The sequence below is a fragment of the Streptomyces sp. SYP-A7185 genome, from assembly GCF_046103685.1.
GTDB lineage: Bacteria > Actinomycetota > Actinomycetes > Streptomycetales > Streptomycetaceae > Streptomyces.
The window spans coordinates 2,674,836-2,689,158 of the sequence record NZ_CP122310.1; the positions used below are offsets into that span (position 1 = coordinate 2,674,836).

Genomic DNA, 14,323 nt, shown 5'->3' on the forward strand with positions numbered 1-14,323 from the left:
CCGCAGGGCCCCGCCCCGGCCACAACGCCGCCCCACCCCCAAACCCTGCCTCAGCTCTTCCGCAGCCGCCGGGCCATGACCACCGCCCCGCCGCCCCCGGCGAGCAACAGCGCGCCGCCGCCCAGCAGATACGGCGTGGACGAGTTCCCGCCGGTCTCCGCGAGGTTCGCCTCGGCCGGCTTCGCGGGCTTCTCCGGCCTCTCGGCGACCGGCTCGGCCTCCTTGCCCCCCTGCGGCTTCACCGGAGCCGACGGCTCGGGCTCGGCCGCGGCCGCGGGCGTCTCGCAGGACGCGCCCGCCAGCGTCACCGTGCCCTCGACCTCCGCGACGTTCAGCTTCAGGGGGTTCACGGAGACCGTCAGCTCCAGCGCGGACGCCGCAGCCGTACGCGACGTCGTGTGCGTCTTCGACAGGTCGAGCCGCACCTCGCCGACCCCCGGCACCTTCACCTGGGTCGTTCCCCCCGCGGTGAGCGTGATCTTCTTGCCGAGCACCGTCACGCCGCCCAACAGATTCGCCTCGGCGACCGGCTTCTTGCCCGCCGCGCAGACCGCCTTGGACGTCACCTGGTCGACCTCGATCAGGGACAGCAGCGGCAGACCGGGCACGTGCACCTTGGCCCGCGCGATGTTGCTGTACCCCTCGGCCCTGCCCTTCTCGACGGTCGCCTTCGCGGTGGCGACGTCCGCCCGCAGCACGCTGAACGGCTGCCCGCCGTTGACGCCGTTCAGCTCGGCGGTGAGCGCGGTCTTGGCGGCGCTGGCCGGCGCCTGCACTTCGTTGAGCGAGACCTTGAGCGGGACGTTCACGGTCTTGTTGAGCAGGGAGACGTCGAGCCCGGTACGCAGCACGACGGCGTTCGCGCGCCCCTTGTCGCCGCCCGTGGCCGAGGCGGTGCCCGCCGTGGCGAGCGCCGCGGGTCCCGCGGCGAGGACCGTGGCGGTGGCGATCACGCCGAGGCGGCGTGCGGGCAGGCGGAAGGTGTTGCTGTTCAAGGTGGTGGAACCCCCACAAGAGTTACGGAGCCGCCGGAAGCGTCGCGCTTCGCTGGATGGGGACATCGCATGAGCACGACACCGGCAACATCGACAGAGGGAATCTTTACGCACTGAGAGTGAATAGCCAGCGACGAAGCGTGAGTTCACTCCAAAGGGAGGTTTCCGCCCTTGTTTTCGAATCTCCCTGCACGGGCGTTCCCACGAGCCACGTGGGCAACTCCCTGGCTCGAACACGTCGGTTGACGCCGCGCCGGTGGCCGAATCGTGTACAACGAACAGAGGCCCCTACACGTAACGCTGCGTCAATACGGGTCACTTGGGGCAGACGGAACGCATGGGTAATGAGGAGTGGTCCGCGCAGGGCGCGTACGGAGTGCGGTTCGAGTGGGGGCCCGAGGGAGCGCGGCGCCTGGTGGCGGGCGGGGACGTGGCGTGCCTGGTGGTCGTCGACGTGCTGTCGTTCACGACGGCGGTGTCGGTCGCGACGGACGCGGGGACGAGGGTCTTCCCGCACGCGTGGCGGGACGAGAGCGCCGTCGCCTTCGCCCGCGAGCGGGACGCGGCCCTCGCGGTCGGGCGGCGCGGGGTGACCGAGGGGTCCCCGTGGTCGCTCTCCCCCGCCGCCCTGCGCCGGGCCCCGTTCACGCCCCGGCTCGTGCTGCCCTCGCCCAACGGCTCGGCGATCGCCGCGGCGGCGGGCGCCTCCGGGGTCGTCGTCGCGGGCTGCCTCAGGAACGCGGCGGCCGTGGGGAGTTGGCTGACGGATCAGGGCTACGGGACCGCCGAGCGCCCCCTCGCCGTGGTCGCCGCCGGCGAACGCTGGCCCGACGACAGCCTGCGCCCCGCCGTGGAGGACCTCCTGGGGGCGGGGGCGGTCATCTCCGCGCTGCGCGGGGCGGAGGTCTCACCGGAGGCGACGGCGGCGGCCGCCGCCTACACGGCGTGCGCGGACCTCGCCTCGGCGGTCACCGACTGCGCCTCGGGGCAGGAACTCGCCTCGTACGGCTTCGGGCAGGACGTGGAGGTGGCCGTGGAGACGGGAGCTTCACAGGGCGTACCGGTACTGACGGACGGAGCGTTCTTCTCCCCTGACGCCGCCCACTGACGGCGCCCCTGGGACCACCACTCGCGGCTCCCCGCCCCGCCGCCGCGGGGCTATCCCACCACTCTTCCGTTCAGCACCACCCTGCGCGGGTTTCCCAGTACTCCCACGTCCTCCCGGGGGTCCGCCCCGTAGACCACCAGGTCCGCCGGTGCTCCCTCTTCCAGGCCCGGGCGTCCCAGCCATGCCCTCGCTCCCCAGGTGGTCGCCGACAGGGCGTCCAGGGCCGGGATTCCGGCGAGCCTCAGCTCGGCCACCTCGGCGGCGACCAGGCCGTGGGCCAGGGAGCCGCCCGCGTCCGTGCCCGCGTAGACCGGTACTCCGGCGTCGTAGGCGGCCCGTACGGTGTCGTAGCGGCGCTCGTACAGCTGTCGCATGTGGCGCGACCACCGGGGGAACTTGGACTCGCCGCCGTCGGCGAGCTGCGGGAACGTCGCGATGTTCACCAGGGTCGGGACGATCGCCACGCCCCGCTCGGCGAAGAGCGGGATGGTCTCCTCGGTCAGACCCGTGGCGTGCTCGATGCAGTCGATGCCCGCCTCCACCAGGTCCCGCAGGGAGTCCTCGGCGAAGCAGTGCGCCGTCACACGCGCGCCCAGGCGGTGCGCCTCCGCGATCGCCGCCTCCACCTCGGGGCGGGGCCAGCACGCCGTCAGGTCCCCGGCGTCGCGGTCGATCCAGTCGCCGACCAGCTTGACCCAGCCGTCGCCGCGCCGGGCCTCCCGGGCGACGTACGCGACGAGGTCGGACGGCTCGATCTCGTGGGCGTAGTTGCGGATGTAGCGGCGCGTGCGCGCGATGTGGCGGCCCGCCCGGATGATCTTCGGGAGGTCCTCGCGGTCGTCGATCCAGCGGGTGTCGGACGGTGAGCCCGCGTCACGGATCAGGAGGGTGCCGATCTCGCGGTCGGTCAGCGCCTGCTTCTCCGCCACCTCCGGCTCCACCGGGCCGTGCGCGTCCAGGCCCACGTGGCAGTGCGCGTCGACCAGGCCGGGCAGCGTCCAGCCCTGGACCGTGACGTCCGGCGCCGCCGCCGGGCGGTCGTACGTCACCCTGCCCCCGACCACCCACAATTCGTCCCGGACCTCGTCCGGGCCGACGAGCACCCGCCCCTTGACGTGCAGCACCGTGTGATCGCTCATGTACAGCAGCTTAGGAGCCTGTCGGTACGCTCGGTCCGGCAGCCCGAACGAACTCGTGAGCGAAGTGAGCACCACCGTGACGCACCCCTTCCTTGACCTGGCACCCCTGAGTGCCCAGCACTTCGCCTCCATCGAGGAGCGCGTCGCCGGGCTGCTCTCCACCTCGCAGGACGTCGTGATCATGCAGGGCGAGGCCCTGCTCCCGCTGGAGGGCTGCATCCGGGGTGCCGCCCGGCCCGGCACGACCGCGCTGAACGTCATCACCGGTCCGTACGGCCAGACCTTCGGGAACTGGCTGCGGGACTGCGGCGCGACCGTCGTCGACCTGGCCGTGCCCTTCCACACAGCTGTCACCGCCGAGCAGGTGCGTCAGGCCCTGGCCGCGCATCCCGAGATCGACTTCGTCTCGCTCGTCCACGCCGAGGCCGCCACCGGCAACACCAACCCGGTGGCGGAGATCGGCGAGGTCGTCCGCGAGCACGGCGCGCTGTTCATGCTCGACGCCGTCGCCTCGGTGGCCGCCGAGCCGCTCCTGCCGGACGCGTGGGGCGTGGACCTGTGCGTCATCGGCGCACAGAAGGCCATGGGCGGCCCTGCGGGCGTCTCGGCGGTCTCGGTGAGCGAGCGGGCCTGGACGCGCCTCGCGGCCAACCCACAGGCGCCGCGCCGCTCGTACCTCTCCCTCCTGGACTGGAAGGAGCGCTGGATCGACGGCGGGCGCAAGGCCCTGCTGCACGCCCCGGCCCAGCTGGAGATGCTCGCCCTCGAAGCGTGCGTGGAGCGCATCGAGGCGGAGGGGCTCGACGCACTGACGGCGCGGCACGCCACCGCCGCCGCGGCGACCCGCGCGGGCGCGATCGCCCTGGGCGGCGGCCTCACGCCGTACGTCCACGAGGCGCGGGACGCCGCTCCGGTCGCCACGACGCTGCGGACCCCGGAGGGGATCGACGCCTCGGAGCTCGTCGCCAAGGCACTCGCGGCGGACCCGGTGCTTCCGCTGGTCGCCGGCGGGGGCGCGCTGGCCACGGAGATGATCCGGGTCAACCACTACGGCCCGGACGCGACCCGTGGCGTCGTGCACGCCTCGCTGGCCGCGCTCGGTGCCGCGATGGGCGAGGCAGGTCTGGCGGTGGACCTGGAGGCGGCCCGCCGCGCGGTGACGGCCGCCTGGCAGTAGGCGCACCTCCGCCGGGTGCCCCTGCCCCCGGCGGCGCCCCCGTCTTCCCGCTCGCGCCGATTCCATGCGGTGCGGGCCGGTCCCAAGCTCACAGCGAACAGCGGGCGTCCGGAGCGGCCGGCGTGGCAGCGTGACCGCCATGCCCACGCTCCCGGACGGCCGCCCTGTTCCCGCCCCGACCGCCGGGGAGCGGGCGATGCTGGCCACCTGGCTGGATTTCCACCGCGCCACGCTCGTGCTGAAGTGCTCCGGGCTCGATGACGCACAGACGCGCGTCGCGTCGGCCCCGCCCTCCTCGCTCACCCTGCTCGGCCTCGTACAGCATCTGGCCGAGGTGGAGCGGAAGTGGTTCCAGCAGGTCCTCGGCGGGCGGGACGTGCCGACGGTGTACGACGATCCGGCGGGGGGCTTCACCCTGGACCCGGAGCGGACGCTCGACGAGGCCCTGGCCGTGTGGCGACGCGAGGTGGCGGTGAGCCGGGAGCTCTGCGAGGGACTCCCGCTGGACGCGGTCGGACGGCTGAGCGAGCAGGACGCATCCCTGATCGGTGGCGCCGAGGTCAGCCTGCGCTGGATCCTGCTCCACCTCGTCGAGGAGTACGCGCGGCACAACGGTCACGCCGATCTCCTGCGGGAGGGCATCGACGGGGTGACCGGGCCGTAAATACTCTACGTAAATTCACGGACGAATTCTCTCCGCTTCTTTATCCACTTTAGGAGCACAGCTTCCCGTATTCTTCTGCCCGCTTTCCAGGGACCTAAACACTAAGGTTTCGTCAGCAGGAAGTCTCACAATTCGGACATGCTTCGAGGGAGTTACGGTTCTGTGACGTACTCCACATCGCGCCCGTTATGGGCCGTATGACCCCATCAAATCAGGCCAAAATGCCGGGGATTCCTGCGGGCGCGCACCCACGCGTGATAACACATGAGGCGTCCTTACGTAACCCCTCCCGGCGATGCAATTAAAGAAATTGCTCGGTAAATTCAATCCGCATGACCGCTGCACAAGCCGATCTACCGACCGACCTGCACGCGAATTCCCTGGAAATGCCCGAGGGGTTGCGACTCGACACCCCCGACGTCGCCGACGGCGCCGCGATCTGGCGCATCGCCCGCGACTCGAAGGTGTTGGACCTCAACTCCTCGTACAGCTACCTGCTGTGGTGCCGCGACTTCGCGGCGACCTCCGTGGTGGCCAGGGATTCGAACGGTGAGCCCGCCGGGTTCATCACCGGATACATCCGGCCCGAACGGCCACGCACTCTGGTGGTCTGGCAGGTGGCCGTCGACCAGGCGCACCGCGGCCGCGGCCTCGCCGGCGCGCTGCTGGACGGTCTGACCGCCAAGGTCGCCGCCGACCGGGAGCTGGTCTCGGTCGAGACGACCATCACGCCGGACAACGCCCCGTCCCAGCGGCTCTTCACTTCGTACGCACAGCGCCACGGAGCATCGGTCGAGCGCACGGTGCTCTTCGATGCCGGACTCTTCCCCGACGAGGGGCACGAGCCCGAGGTCCTGTTCCTCATCGAGCCGATAGGCCAGACCGGGAAAGTCGCGCAGATCGAACCGGTCGAGCCGGTCGGCTGAGTTCCGCCGCTCCCCCCACGCACCACCCGTCGCCCCCCACTCCCCAGTCTTTCCATCTCCCAGGAGATCTGCTGTGACCATCACCCAGCCCGACCTGAGCGTCTTCGAGACCCTGGAGTCGGAGGTGCGCAGCTACTGCCGCGGTTGGCCCACTGTCTTCGACCGTGCGCAGGGCAGCCGCATGTTCGACGAGGACGGCCACTCGTACCTCGACTTCTTCGCCGGGGCCGGCTCGCTCAACTACGGCCACAACAACCCGGTCCTCAAACGCGCCCTGATCGACTACCTGGAGCGCGACAGCGTCGTGCACGGCCTGGACATGTCCACGGTCGCCAAGCGCGCGTTCCTCGAGTCGTTCCAGAACATCATCCTGCGCCCGCGTGACCTGCCGTACAAGGTCATGTTCCCGGGCCCGACGGGCACCAACGCCGTCGAGTCCGCGCTGAAGCTGGCGCGCAAGGTCAAGGGCCGCGAGTCGATCGTGTCGTTCACGAACGCCTTCCACGGCATGTCGCTCGGCTCGCTCGCGGTGACCGGCAACGCCTTCAAGCGCGCGGGCGCCGGCATCCCGCTGGTCCACGGCACGCCGATGCCGTTCGACCACTACTTCGACGGCAAGACGCCCGACTTCATCTGGTTCGAGCGTCTGCTCGAGGACCAGGGCTCCGGCCTCAACCAGCCCGCCGCCGTGATCGTCGAGACGGTCCAGGGCGAGGGCGGCATCAACGTCGCCCGCGCCGAGTGGCTGCGCAAGCTCGCCGACGTGTGCGAGCGCTGGGACATGCTGCTCATCGTCGACGACATCCAGATGGGCTGCGGCCGCACCGGCGCGTTCTTCTCCTTCGAGGAGGCGGGCATCGTGCCGGACATCGTGACGGTGTCCAAGTCCATCAGCGGCTACGGCATGCCGATGGCCCTGACGCTGTTCAAGCCGGAGCTCGACGTCTGGGAGCCGGGCGAGCACAACGGCACGTTCCGCGGCAACAACCCGGCGTTCGTCACGGCTGCCGCCGCCCTGGAGACCTACTGGTCCGACGGCCCGGCCATGGAGAAGCAGACCCGCGCCCGCGGCGAGCAGGTCGAGGAGGCCTTCGCCGCGATCGTCGAGGAGAACCCCGGCGCCATCAAGGAGTACCGCGGCCGCGGTCTCGTGTGGGGCATGGAGTTCCTCGACAAGGCGCGCGCGGGCGCCATCGCCAAGCGCGCCTTCGAGCTCGGCCTGCTGATCGAGACCTCGGGCCCCGAGAGCGAGGTCGTCAAGCTCCTTCCGGCGCTGACCATCACCGCCGACGAGCTGGACGAGGGACTTCGTACGCTCGCCCGCGCGGTGCGCGAGACCGCTTGAGCGGTACCGGAAGCCGCCCGGACGGTGCGTTCGCGCCGTCCGGGCGGCTCTCGGCCCCGCGTCTTCACCCCCGTAAGAGAAAAGGAACCAACTCACCGTGATCGTCCGTTCGTTCAAGGACATTGAAGGCACCGACCGGCACGTGAAGTCCGCGTCCGGCACCTGGGAGAGCAAGCGCATCGTCCTCGCCAAGGAGCGGGTGGGCTTCTCGGTCCACGAGACCATCCTGTACGCGGGTACGGAGACGTCGATGTGGTACGCCAACCACATCGAGGCCGTCGTGTGCACCAAGGGCGAGGCCGAGCTGACCGACGACACGACCGGCAAGAAGTACACGATCACGCCGGGCACGATGTACCTGCTCGACGGGCACGAGAAGCACACGATGCGGATCAAGGAGGACTTCCACTGCATCTGTGTCTTCAACCCGCCCGTCACGGGTCGTGAGGACCACGACGAGAACGGCGTGTACCCGCTGCTCACGGAGCCGGAGACGGCCTGACGGAAGGCCGGCGCCGGGCCCGCGTCCCGGCGCCGCACCGCAGGGCCGACGCACGCCCCACAGATCTCCCCCGCCGCCCTCTTCCTCTGGGCGGCGGGGGTGTACATCCCGGAAAGGGCCGTACGAGAGGAGAGGCAGGCAACACCATGACCACCGCACCCGAACGCACCGCCGATCTGTACCCGACGCGAGGCACCGAAGAGGTCCTCATCGAGCGCAAGGACCCCGTCGTGTGGTCCGAGCCGGGTACGCCGGGGCCCATCGCGGCCGACGAACTGGCGGGGTTCGACCGGGACGGATTCCTGGCGATCGACCAGCTCATCACCCCTGACGAGGTGAGCGTCTACCACGCGGAGCTCTCGCGGTTGATCGACGACCCCACGATGCGGGCGGACGAGCGCTCGATCGTGGAGCCGCGTTCCCAGGAGATCCGCACCATCTTTGAGGTGCACAAGATCAGCGAGCTGTTCGCGAAGCTCGCCGCCGATCCGCGCGTGGTGGGTCGGGCCCGGCAGATCCTGGGTTCCGACGTGTACGTCCACCAGTCGCGGATCAACGTCAAGCCGGGCTTCGGGGCCTCGGGGTTCTACTGGCACTCCGACTTCGAGACCTGGCACGCCGAGGACGGCCTCGCGAACATGCGGACCGTCTCCGTCTCCATCGCGCTCACCAAGAATCACGACACCAACGGTGGTCTGATGATCATGCCGGGGTCGCACAAGACGTTCCTCGGGTGCGCGGGCGCCACCCCGAAGGACAACTACAAGCGGTCCCTGCAGATGCAGGACGCGGGCATCCCGTCGGACGAGACGCTGACGCGCCTCGCCTGCGACTACGGCATCCGGCTCTTCACCGGTGAGGCGGGCTCCGCGACCTGGTTCGACTGCAACGCCATGCACGGTTCGGGGGACAACATCACGCCGTTCCCGCGCAGCAACGTCTTCATCGTGTTCAACAGTGTGGAGAACACGGCGGTGGAGCCGTTCGCGGCGCCGATCCGGCGGCCGGAGTACATCGGGGCGCGCGACTTCACCCCGGTGAAGTAAGCGACTTCGCACAAGATTCGCACAACAGTGGAGCCCGGCGCCTGGGGGTGCCGGGCCCTGCTTCGTCCCGCGGGCCGTCCCGGCGCCGCCGGAGCCGGGCCGGCCGGCTCCCCGCGCCGCTAGAGCCAGGCCAGCGAGGCCGCCCGGGTCAGGACGTGCCGCGCGGCGCTCTCGCTGCCGCCGACGCCCCTGGGCACGTCCGCGGGGTCCACGCGGCCGCCCATGAGCAGGCAGAAGTCCACGGGGTCCAGGACCAGTTCCGCGCTCACCGGATCCGCCTCGCTGCCCAGCACCCAGGACATCTCGTCCCCCCGGCCCGCGACGGTCAGCGCGACGGCCGGTGCCTTGTCGCCCAGGGCCCGGCCCAGGATCCGTACGGCCAGCCGCACCAGCTGCCACAGGTGGGGGGTGCGGGGCGGGGGCACCGGGATGTCCAGGGCCCTGCCGATGTCGTCCGTGTGCACCCACGCCTCGAAGGCCCTGACCAGGAAGTGGTCCGTCAGCGGCAGCCGGGCGCCCATCAGCGTCGTGGCCCGGCCGGCCAGTTCGCCGTCCAGCGCCTCGGGTGTGGCGAGGAGCGCGGCGGCCTGGTCGTGCCAGGACTCCAGGGTCCGCGCGGGGGTGCGGGCCCGCTCCCGTTCGAGGACGGCGTCCGTGCGCGCCGCCCACACCACGCGCCAGGGCGTCTCGTCCACGGCGTCGTACGGGCCGGGCTCGCGCAGCCCGAGCCGCACGGCGAGCGGCTCGTCCGCGGCCAGGAGGTGCGCGACGGTCTCGTGGACGTTCCAGCCGTGCACGACGGGGACGGCCCAGGACTCGTGCGTGTCCAACTCGCCCAGGAGCGCCCTCAGTCCGGCCACGGCGGCGGCGTACGGAGCGGCGTGCGGCGCCGTGCGGGCGGCCGGGGGGCGGGTGCGCAGGGCCAGGCCGAGGACGCGGTCCCGGCCGTCGGGGGCGGGCTCGTCGGCGAAGGGCGGGCCGTCCAGGGCGGTCACCGCCGCCCGCAGCCGGGTGGCCTCCGCCGCGCACGGGTCGCAGTCGGCCAGGTGCGGGGCGAGCGTCCGCTCGTCGCCCGGCAGGAGCGCGCCGACGGCCCATGCCCCGAGAAGGTCCTGTACGGCTTCGTGATCCGTGGTCATCACGCGCCTCTTTCGCCTGGAGCGTCGGCAAGTGCGGAGTCTGATGTGCCTGATGAGGCTGATGGGGCTGAGGAGCTTGATGGGGCAGCTGTATCGGTCGGGCCCGCGGGGTCCGCCGGGTCCGGGGGGTCGGCCAGGGCCTCGGCCAGTCTGCGCAGGGCCGCCCGTAAGCGGGTCTTGGCCGTGCCCTCCGGGATGCCGAGTTCGACCGCGGCCTGGCGGTACGTGCAGCCCGCGAAGTACGCGAGGTGCACCACCTGGCGCTGCGGGAGCGGGAGTCTCGCCAGGGCGGAGTGCAGGAGCAAGGAGCGTTCGCGTGCCATGACCACGTCTTCCGGGGGCGGGTCCGGGGTCGGGATGGTGTGCAGGGTCGAGTCGTCGGCGTGGGCCGCTTTGCGGTGGCGCTCCTCGCCGCGTACCCAGTCGACGGCCCTGCGATGCGCCAGCATGCACAGCCAGGTGCGCAGACTGCCCCGCCGGGCGTCGAACGCGTAGGGCCGGGACCACAGATGGGCGAAGACCTCCTGGGCGACGTCCTCCGCGGCGGCGGGGCTGCGGGTGACGCGCCCCGCGACGCGGTGGACGAGGGGCCCGTAGGTGTCGAAGACCTCGGCGAGCGCCGTCTCGTCGCCGTACACCAGGCGTTGGTGCAGGCCGTTGTCCTGACAGGACTGCTGAGCCACTGACACCACCGCCTCGTGAGGCCACCCCGTCCTGCCTTCCTAGCGCCCCGCCGCCCGGCGCGCCAGGGTTCAGCCGGAGAGCACGTCGAGGATCCGGTCCACGTCCGCCTCGGTGTTGTACAGATGGAACGAGGCGCGCAGGTGTCCCGCCCGCGCGGACGTGATGATCCCGGCCCGGCTCAACTCCGGCTCCCGGTCGGCGAGTCCGGGCACGGAGACGATGGGGGACGTGCCGGGCACCGGTGCGTGGCCCAGGTCCGCGAGGCCGGCGCGGTAGCGGGCCGCGAGCGCGGTGTCGTGGGCGTGCACGGCCGCGACACCGGTCTCCTCCACGTACCCGAGGGCCTGGGCCGCCCCGTGGTAGGCGAGGAAGGCGGGTGGCTCGTCGTAACGGTGTGCGTCGGGGCCCGGTTCCGGCAGCGGACCGTAGATGGAGTCCCAGGTGTCCGCCGACGCGAGCCAGCCGCCGTGCAGCGGGACGAGGGACTCCTGCGCCTCCTCGCTCACCGTCAGGAAGGACGTGCCGCGCGGGCAGAGCAGCCACTTGAAGGCGCCGGTGACGGTGTAGTCGTACAGGCCCGCGTCGAAGGGCAGCCAGCCCACGGTCTGGGTGGCGTCGTTCAGGGTTCGGGCGCCGTGGGCGGCGGCGGCCGCGCGCACCGCCGCGTCGTCGGCGACGCGGCCGTCGGCCGACTGCACGCCGGAGTACACGACGAGGGCCGTGGTGGGGCGGATCTCCTCGGCGAGCTCGTCGAGGGGCGCGAAGCGGATCTTGAGGTCGCCGCGCACCACGAAGGGGTTGATGATCGAGCTGAAGTCCCCCTCGGGGAAGAGGATCTCGGCGCCGGGCCGCTGCGCCGCCGCGATCAGTCCGGTGTGGACGGCGACCGAACCGCCGTAGGCCACGCGCGCGTGCGGCACGCCGACGATCCGCGCGTACGCCGCGCGGGCCTCCTCGACGATCCCGAAGTCGCCCGCCCCGCCGCGTCTGCCCGCGCCGTTCTCGGCGGCGAGTGCCTGGATGGCCTCGACGGCCCGGGCGGGCAGCAGGCCGCAGCTCGCCGTGTTCAGATACGTCGACGTGGGCGCGAACTCGGCGCCGGTGATGATCCCCATGGGATCAACTCTCGCCTCCGTTCGCGCCCACGTCCATCATCGGTACGGGCCCGGTGGCCGGCCGGTGACGCCCGCGCGCCGGGCCTCAGGCCTGCGGGACCGCGCAGCCGTCGGGGCCGCAGGCGTCGCCGTCCGCGAGCGTGGTGAGCGGCGAACGGCTGTCCCAGGCCTGCTCCAGGGCCTGCGCGAAGACGTCGGCGGGCTGGGCGCCGGAGACGCCGTACTTGCGGTCGAGGACGAAGAACGGCACGCCGTTCGCGCCGAGCTCGGCGGCCTCGCGCTCGTCGGTGCGTACGTCGTCGGCGTAGCGGGTGGGGTCGGCGAGCACCGCGCGGGCGGCGTCCGCGTCGAGCCCGGCCGCGACGGCCAGCTCGACGAGCCGCTCGTCGTCGTCGAAGACGGAGCGCTCCTCGGCGAAGTTGGCGCGGTAGAGGAGCCCGAGCAGCTCGTCCTGCCTGCCCTGCTCCTTGGCGTGGTGCAGGAGGCGGTGCATGTCGAAGGTGCTGCCGTGGTCGCGGCCCTCGGTGAGGTAGTCGAGGCCCTCGGACGCGGCGTTCACGCCGAGGTTCCGCTCGGCCTCCTGGGCCTGCTCCTCGCTCATGCCGTACTTCTTGGCGAGCATCGGGATCACGAGTCCGCTGTCGCCCTTGGCGCGCGAGGGGTCGAGCTCGAAGGAGCGGTGCACCACCTCGACGTCGTCGCGGTGCGGGAACGCGGCGAGGGCTTTTTCGAAGCGGGCCTTGCCGACATAGCACCAGGGGCAGGCGATGTCGGACCAGATCTCGACGCGCATGTGACTAGCTCTCTTCAGGTCGAACGGTAGTGCGGAGGATCCCTCCGGTCAGTTGAAGAACGTACGACCTGCCCCGCTTCATTCCCCGGCGGGCTCTCCGGCGGGCTCGCCTGCCGTCTCCCCGGCGGTGTCCCCTGCCGTGACCCCGGCCCTCAGCCGCAGCCACATCCGCAGATGCGTGCCCGTCCCCGCGTCCGGCTCCTCGGGGCGCCAGCCGCAGCGGGCGTAGAAGGCCTGGGCCCGGCGGTTCGCGCGGTGCACGTCCAGGCGGACCTCCCGGACGCCGTCGGCCCGCCACTCCTCCACGCACGCGGCGTGCAGGTCCGTGCCGACGCCCGCGCCCCAGCGCTCGGGGTCGACGTGGAACTGGAAGAGCTTCGCGGTGTCCGCCGCGTCGCCCTCGGGCGTACGGAACGACGCGAGGCCCACGATCCGGCCCTCCCGGACCGCGCACAGCACGTGCCCGTCCCGGCGCTCGACGGCCGCCCGCCACGTCGCCGTCGCGTCGAGGCCTCCGCCCGGCAGCCCCTCGGGGTAGTACGTGGCACGGGCGCGGGCGTGCAGCGCCGCGAGGGCCGGGGCGTCGGCGGTGAGGGCGCTGCGTATGACGGTCGGCATCACGGTCCGCGTCGTCGTGGGGGGTGCTGAGTGGATCACGCTGCGATAGACGTGTTCCGGGAGCCGTGAGTTCCGAGGCGGCTGAACTGGGCGCGGTAGGCGCTCGGGGTGAGCCCGGTGCGGCGCACCAGATGGCCGCGGAGCGAGTCGGCGGTGCCGAGCCCGCAGGCCTCCGCGACCCGGTCCATGGAGAGCTTCGTCGTCTCCAGGAGCTCCTTGGCCCGCTCGACGCGCTGGTGGAGGAGCCACTGCAACGGGCTCACCCCGCTCTCCGCGTGGAAGCGCCGGGTGAGGGTGCGCACGCTGACGCCCGCGTGCCGGGCGAGGTCGGTGAGCGTGAGCGGCTCGTCGAGGTGGCGCATGGCCCAGCCCCGGGTGTCGGAGCAGGCGGTGCCGCGCTCGGGCGGCAGCGGGGTCTGGGTGAACTGGGTCTGGCCGCCGGGCCGTACGGGGGCGACGAGCGCGGCTCTGGCCACTTCGTTGGCGACGGCCGCACCGTAGTCACCGCGGATGACGTGCAGGCACAGGTCGATCCCGGCGGCGTACCCGGAGGACGTCATGACCTGCCCGTCCTCCACGTAGAGGACGTCTCCCTTGAGGTCGAGCGCCGGATAGCGGCTGCGCAGCTCCTCGGCGAGCTGCCAGTACGTGGTGGCGCTGCGGCCGTCGAGCAGGCCCGCCTCCGCCAGCACGAAGGCGCCGCTGCAGATGGAGGCGATGCGCCGGCCCGCGTCGGCGGCCTCCCGGACGGCGGCGACGGTCCTGGGGTCGGGTTCGTAGCGGTGTCCGGTCCCCGCGACCAGGAGGGTGTCGGCGTCCCGCACGGCGTCGAGCCCGCGCTCCACCTGGAGGGTGAGGCCGCCCGTGGTGGCGACGGCGCCCGGCTCAGGGGTGCAGACCACCACCTCGTAGCCGGGTCCGCCGGCCACCTCGACCCGGCCGAAGAGCATCTCGGGGATCGCGAGGTTGAACATCGACACCGGTGAGGGCGCGATGACGGCGACGCGGTGCGGCCGGTGGGCGGTCGGCGTGCGGGGCATGGCCAGAACCTCCGGAGGTATGGCATTCAGGC

15 protein-coding genes are annotated in these 14,323 nt (G+C 72.0%); 7 read left to right on the plus strand and 8 right to left on the minus strand.

Annotated elements, in window-relative coordinates; translation table 11 throughout:
- Positions 1 to 50: 50 nt before the first annotated feature.
- A complete protein-coding gene (locus QBL25_RS11745; RefSeq protein WP_409056971.1) occupies positions 51 to 995 on the minus strand; it encodes an SCO1860 family LAETG-anchored protein in 945 nt (314 codons plus the stop codon).
- A gap of 337 nt (positions 996 to 1,332) precedes the next feature.
- On the opposite strand from QBL25_RS11745, the gene QBL25_RS11750 reads away from it, so the two are divergent.
- Complete coding sequence (locus QBL25_RS11750; protein ID WP_409056972.1) at positions 1,333 to 2,103, plus strand: 2-phosphosulfolactate phosphatase; 771 nt, start codon at positions 1,333 to 1,335, stop codon at positions 2,101 to 2,103.
- Positions 2,104 to 2,153: 50 nt separating this feature from the next.
- On the opposite strand, the gene QBL25_RS11755 is transcribed toward QBL25_RS11750, so the two are convergent.
- The gene (locus tag QBL25_RS11755) at positions 2,154 to 3,242 is read right to left on the minus strand and encodes an amidohydrolase family protein (protein WP_409056973.1); all 1,089 of its coding nucleotides are present in this window, start codon (positions 3,240 to 3,242) and stop codon (positions 2,154 to 2,156) included.
- Between the two features lie 76 nt (positions 3,243 to 3,318).
- Here QBL25_RS11755 and QBL25_RS11760 point away from each other — a divergent pair, with 76 nt between their 5' ends.
- From QBL25_RS11760 to thpD, 6 genes are all read left to right on the plus strand, one after another.
- Positions 3,319 to 4,419, plus strand: coding sequence for a pyridoxal-phosphate-dependent aminotransferase family protein (locus QBL25_RS11760; RefSeq protein WP_409062617.1), 1,101 nt, complete (start codon positions 3,319 to 3,321; stop codon positions 4,417 to 4,419).
- A gap of 139 nt (positions 4,420 to 4,558) precedes the next feature.
- Positions 4,559 to 5,083: a DinB family protein gene (locus QBL25_RS11765; protein WP_409056974.1), complete on the plus strand. Its 525-nt coding sequence runs from the start codon at positions 4,559 to 4,561 to the stop codon at positions 5,081 to 5,083.
- A gap of 332 nt (positions 5,084 to 5,415) precedes the next feature.
- Positions 5,416 to 6,009 carry a diaminobutyrate acetyltransferase gene (gene ectA, locus QBL25_RS11770; RefSeq protein ID WP_409056975.1) on the plus strand — a complete coding sequence of 198 codons (594 nt, stop codon included), beginning with the start codon at positions 5,416 to 5,418 and terminating at the stop codon, positions 6,007 to 6,009.
- 73 nt (positions 6,010 to 6,082) lie between these two features.
- Positions 6,083 to 7,354: a diaminobutyrate--2-oxoglutarate transaminase gene (ectB, locus tag QBL25_RS11775; RefSeq protein ID WP_409056976.1), complete on the plus strand. Its 1,272-nt coding sequence runs from the start codon at positions 6,083 to 6,085 to the stop codon at positions 7,352 to 7,354.
- A 97-nt stretch (positions 7,355 to 7,451) separates the two neighbouring features.
- The gene (locus QBL25_RS11780) at positions 7,452 to 7,856 is read left to right on the plus strand and encodes an ectoine synthase (protein ID WP_409056977.1); all 405 of its coding nucleotides are present in this window, start codon (positions 7,452 to 7,454) and stop codon (positions 7,854 to 7,856) included.
- A 146-nt stretch (positions 7,857 to 8,002) separates the two neighbouring features.
- Positions 8,003 to 8,902, plus strand: coding sequence for an ectoine hydroxylase (gene thpD / locus QBL25_RS11785; RefSeq protein ID WP_409056978.1), 900 nt, complete (start codon positions 8,003 to 8,005; stop codon positions 8,900 to 8,902).
- A 119-nt stretch (positions 8,903 to 9,021) separates the two neighbouring features.
- Here thpD and QBL25_RS11790 read toward each other — a convergent pair whose 3' ends face one another.
- The 6 genes from QBL25_RS11790 to QBL25_RS11815 form a co-directional block, all read right to left on the minus strand.
- Positions 9,022 to 10,041, minus strand: a complete 1,020-nt coding sequence (locus tag QBL25_RS11790; RefSeq protein ID WP_409056979.1) for a maleylpyruvate isomerase family mycothiol-dependent enzyme — start codon at positions 10,039 to 10,041, stop codon at positions 9,022 to 9,024.
- Positions 10,041 to 10,724, minus strand: coding sequence for an RNA polymerase sigma factor (locus QBL25_RS11795; protein WP_409056980.1), 684 nt, complete (start codon positions 10,722 to 10,724; stop codon positions 10,041 to 10,043). Before QBL25_RS11795 ends, QBL25_RS11790 begins: the two co-directional genes overlap by 1 nt.
- A gap of 69 nt (positions 10,725 to 10,793) precedes the next feature.
- Positions 10,794 to 11,840 (minus strand): aminotransferase class V-fold PLP-dependent enzyme, encoded by a 1,047-nt coding sequence (locus tag QBL25_RS11800; RefSeq protein ID WP_409056981.1) that lies wholly within the window; start codon positions 11,838 to 11,840, stop codon positions 10,794 to 10,796.
- 85 nt (positions 11,841 to 11,925) lie between these two features.
- The gene (locus QBL25_RS11805) at positions 11,926 to 12,633 is read right to left on the minus strand and encodes a DsbA family oxidoreductase (RefSeq protein ID WP_409056982.1); all 708 of its coding nucleotides are present in this window, start codon (positions 12,631 to 12,633) and stop codon (positions 11,926 to 11,928) included.
- 78 nt (positions 12,634 to 12,711) lie between these two features.
- A complete protein-coding gene (locus tag QBL25_RS11810) occupies positions 12,712 to 13,251 on the minus strand; it encodes a GNAT family N-acetyltransferase (protein ID WP_409056983.1) in 540 nt (179 codons plus the stop codon).
- 35 nt (positions 13,252 to 13,286) lie between these two features.
- A complete protein-coding gene (locus tag QBL25_RS11815; protein WP_409056984.1) occupies positions 13,287 to 14,291 on the minus strand; it encodes a GlxA family transcriptional regulator in 1,005 nt (334 codons plus the stop codon).
- Between the last annotated feature and the right edge of the window lie 32 nt (positions 14,292 to 14,323).

Excerpts from the sequence above, each read along its gene's own strand:
- QBL25_RS11790 (WP_409056979.1), bottom strand. The coding sequence starts at position 10,041 with ATGACCACGGATCACGAAGCCGTACAGGACCTTCTCGGGGCATGGGCC.
- QBL25_RS11800 (WP_409056981.1), bottom strand. The coding sequence starts at position 11,840 with ATGGGGATCATCACCGGCGCCGAGTTCGCGCCCACGTCGACGTATCTG.
- QBL25_RS11810 (WP_409056983.1), bottom strand. The coding sequence starts at position 13,251 with ATGCCGACCGTCATACGCAGCGCCCTCACCGCCGACGCCCCGGCCCTC.
- QBL25_RS11815 (WP_409056984.1), bottom strand. The coding sequence starts at position 14,291 with ATGCCCCGCACGCCGACCGCCCACCGGCCGCACCGCGTCGCCGTCATC.
- QBL25_RS11750 (WP_409056972.1), top strand. The coding sequence starts at position 1,333 with ATGGGTAATGAGGAGTGGTCCGCGCAGGGCGCGTACGGAGTGCGGTTC.
- ectA (WP_409056975.1), top strand. The coding sequence starts at position 5,416 with ATGACCGCTGCACAAGCCGATCTACCGACCGACCTGCACGCGAATTCC.
- QBL25_RS11805 (WP_409056982.1), bottom strand. The coding sequence starts at position 12,633 with ATGCGCGTCGAGATCTGGTCCGACATCGCCTGCCCCTGGTGCTATGTC.
- QBL25_RS11765 (WP_409056974.1), top strand. The coding sequence starts at position 4,559 with ATGCCCACGCTCCCGGACGGCCGCCCTGTTCCCGCCCCGACCGCCGGG.
- thpD (WP_409056978.1), top strand. The coding sequence starts at position 8,003 with ATGACCACCGCACCCGAACGCACCGCCGATCTGTACCCGACGCGAGGC.
- QBL25_RS11755 (WP_409056973.1), bottom strand. The coding sequence starts at position 3,242 with ATGAGCGATCACACGGTGCTGCACGTCAAGGGGCGGGTGCTCGTCGGC.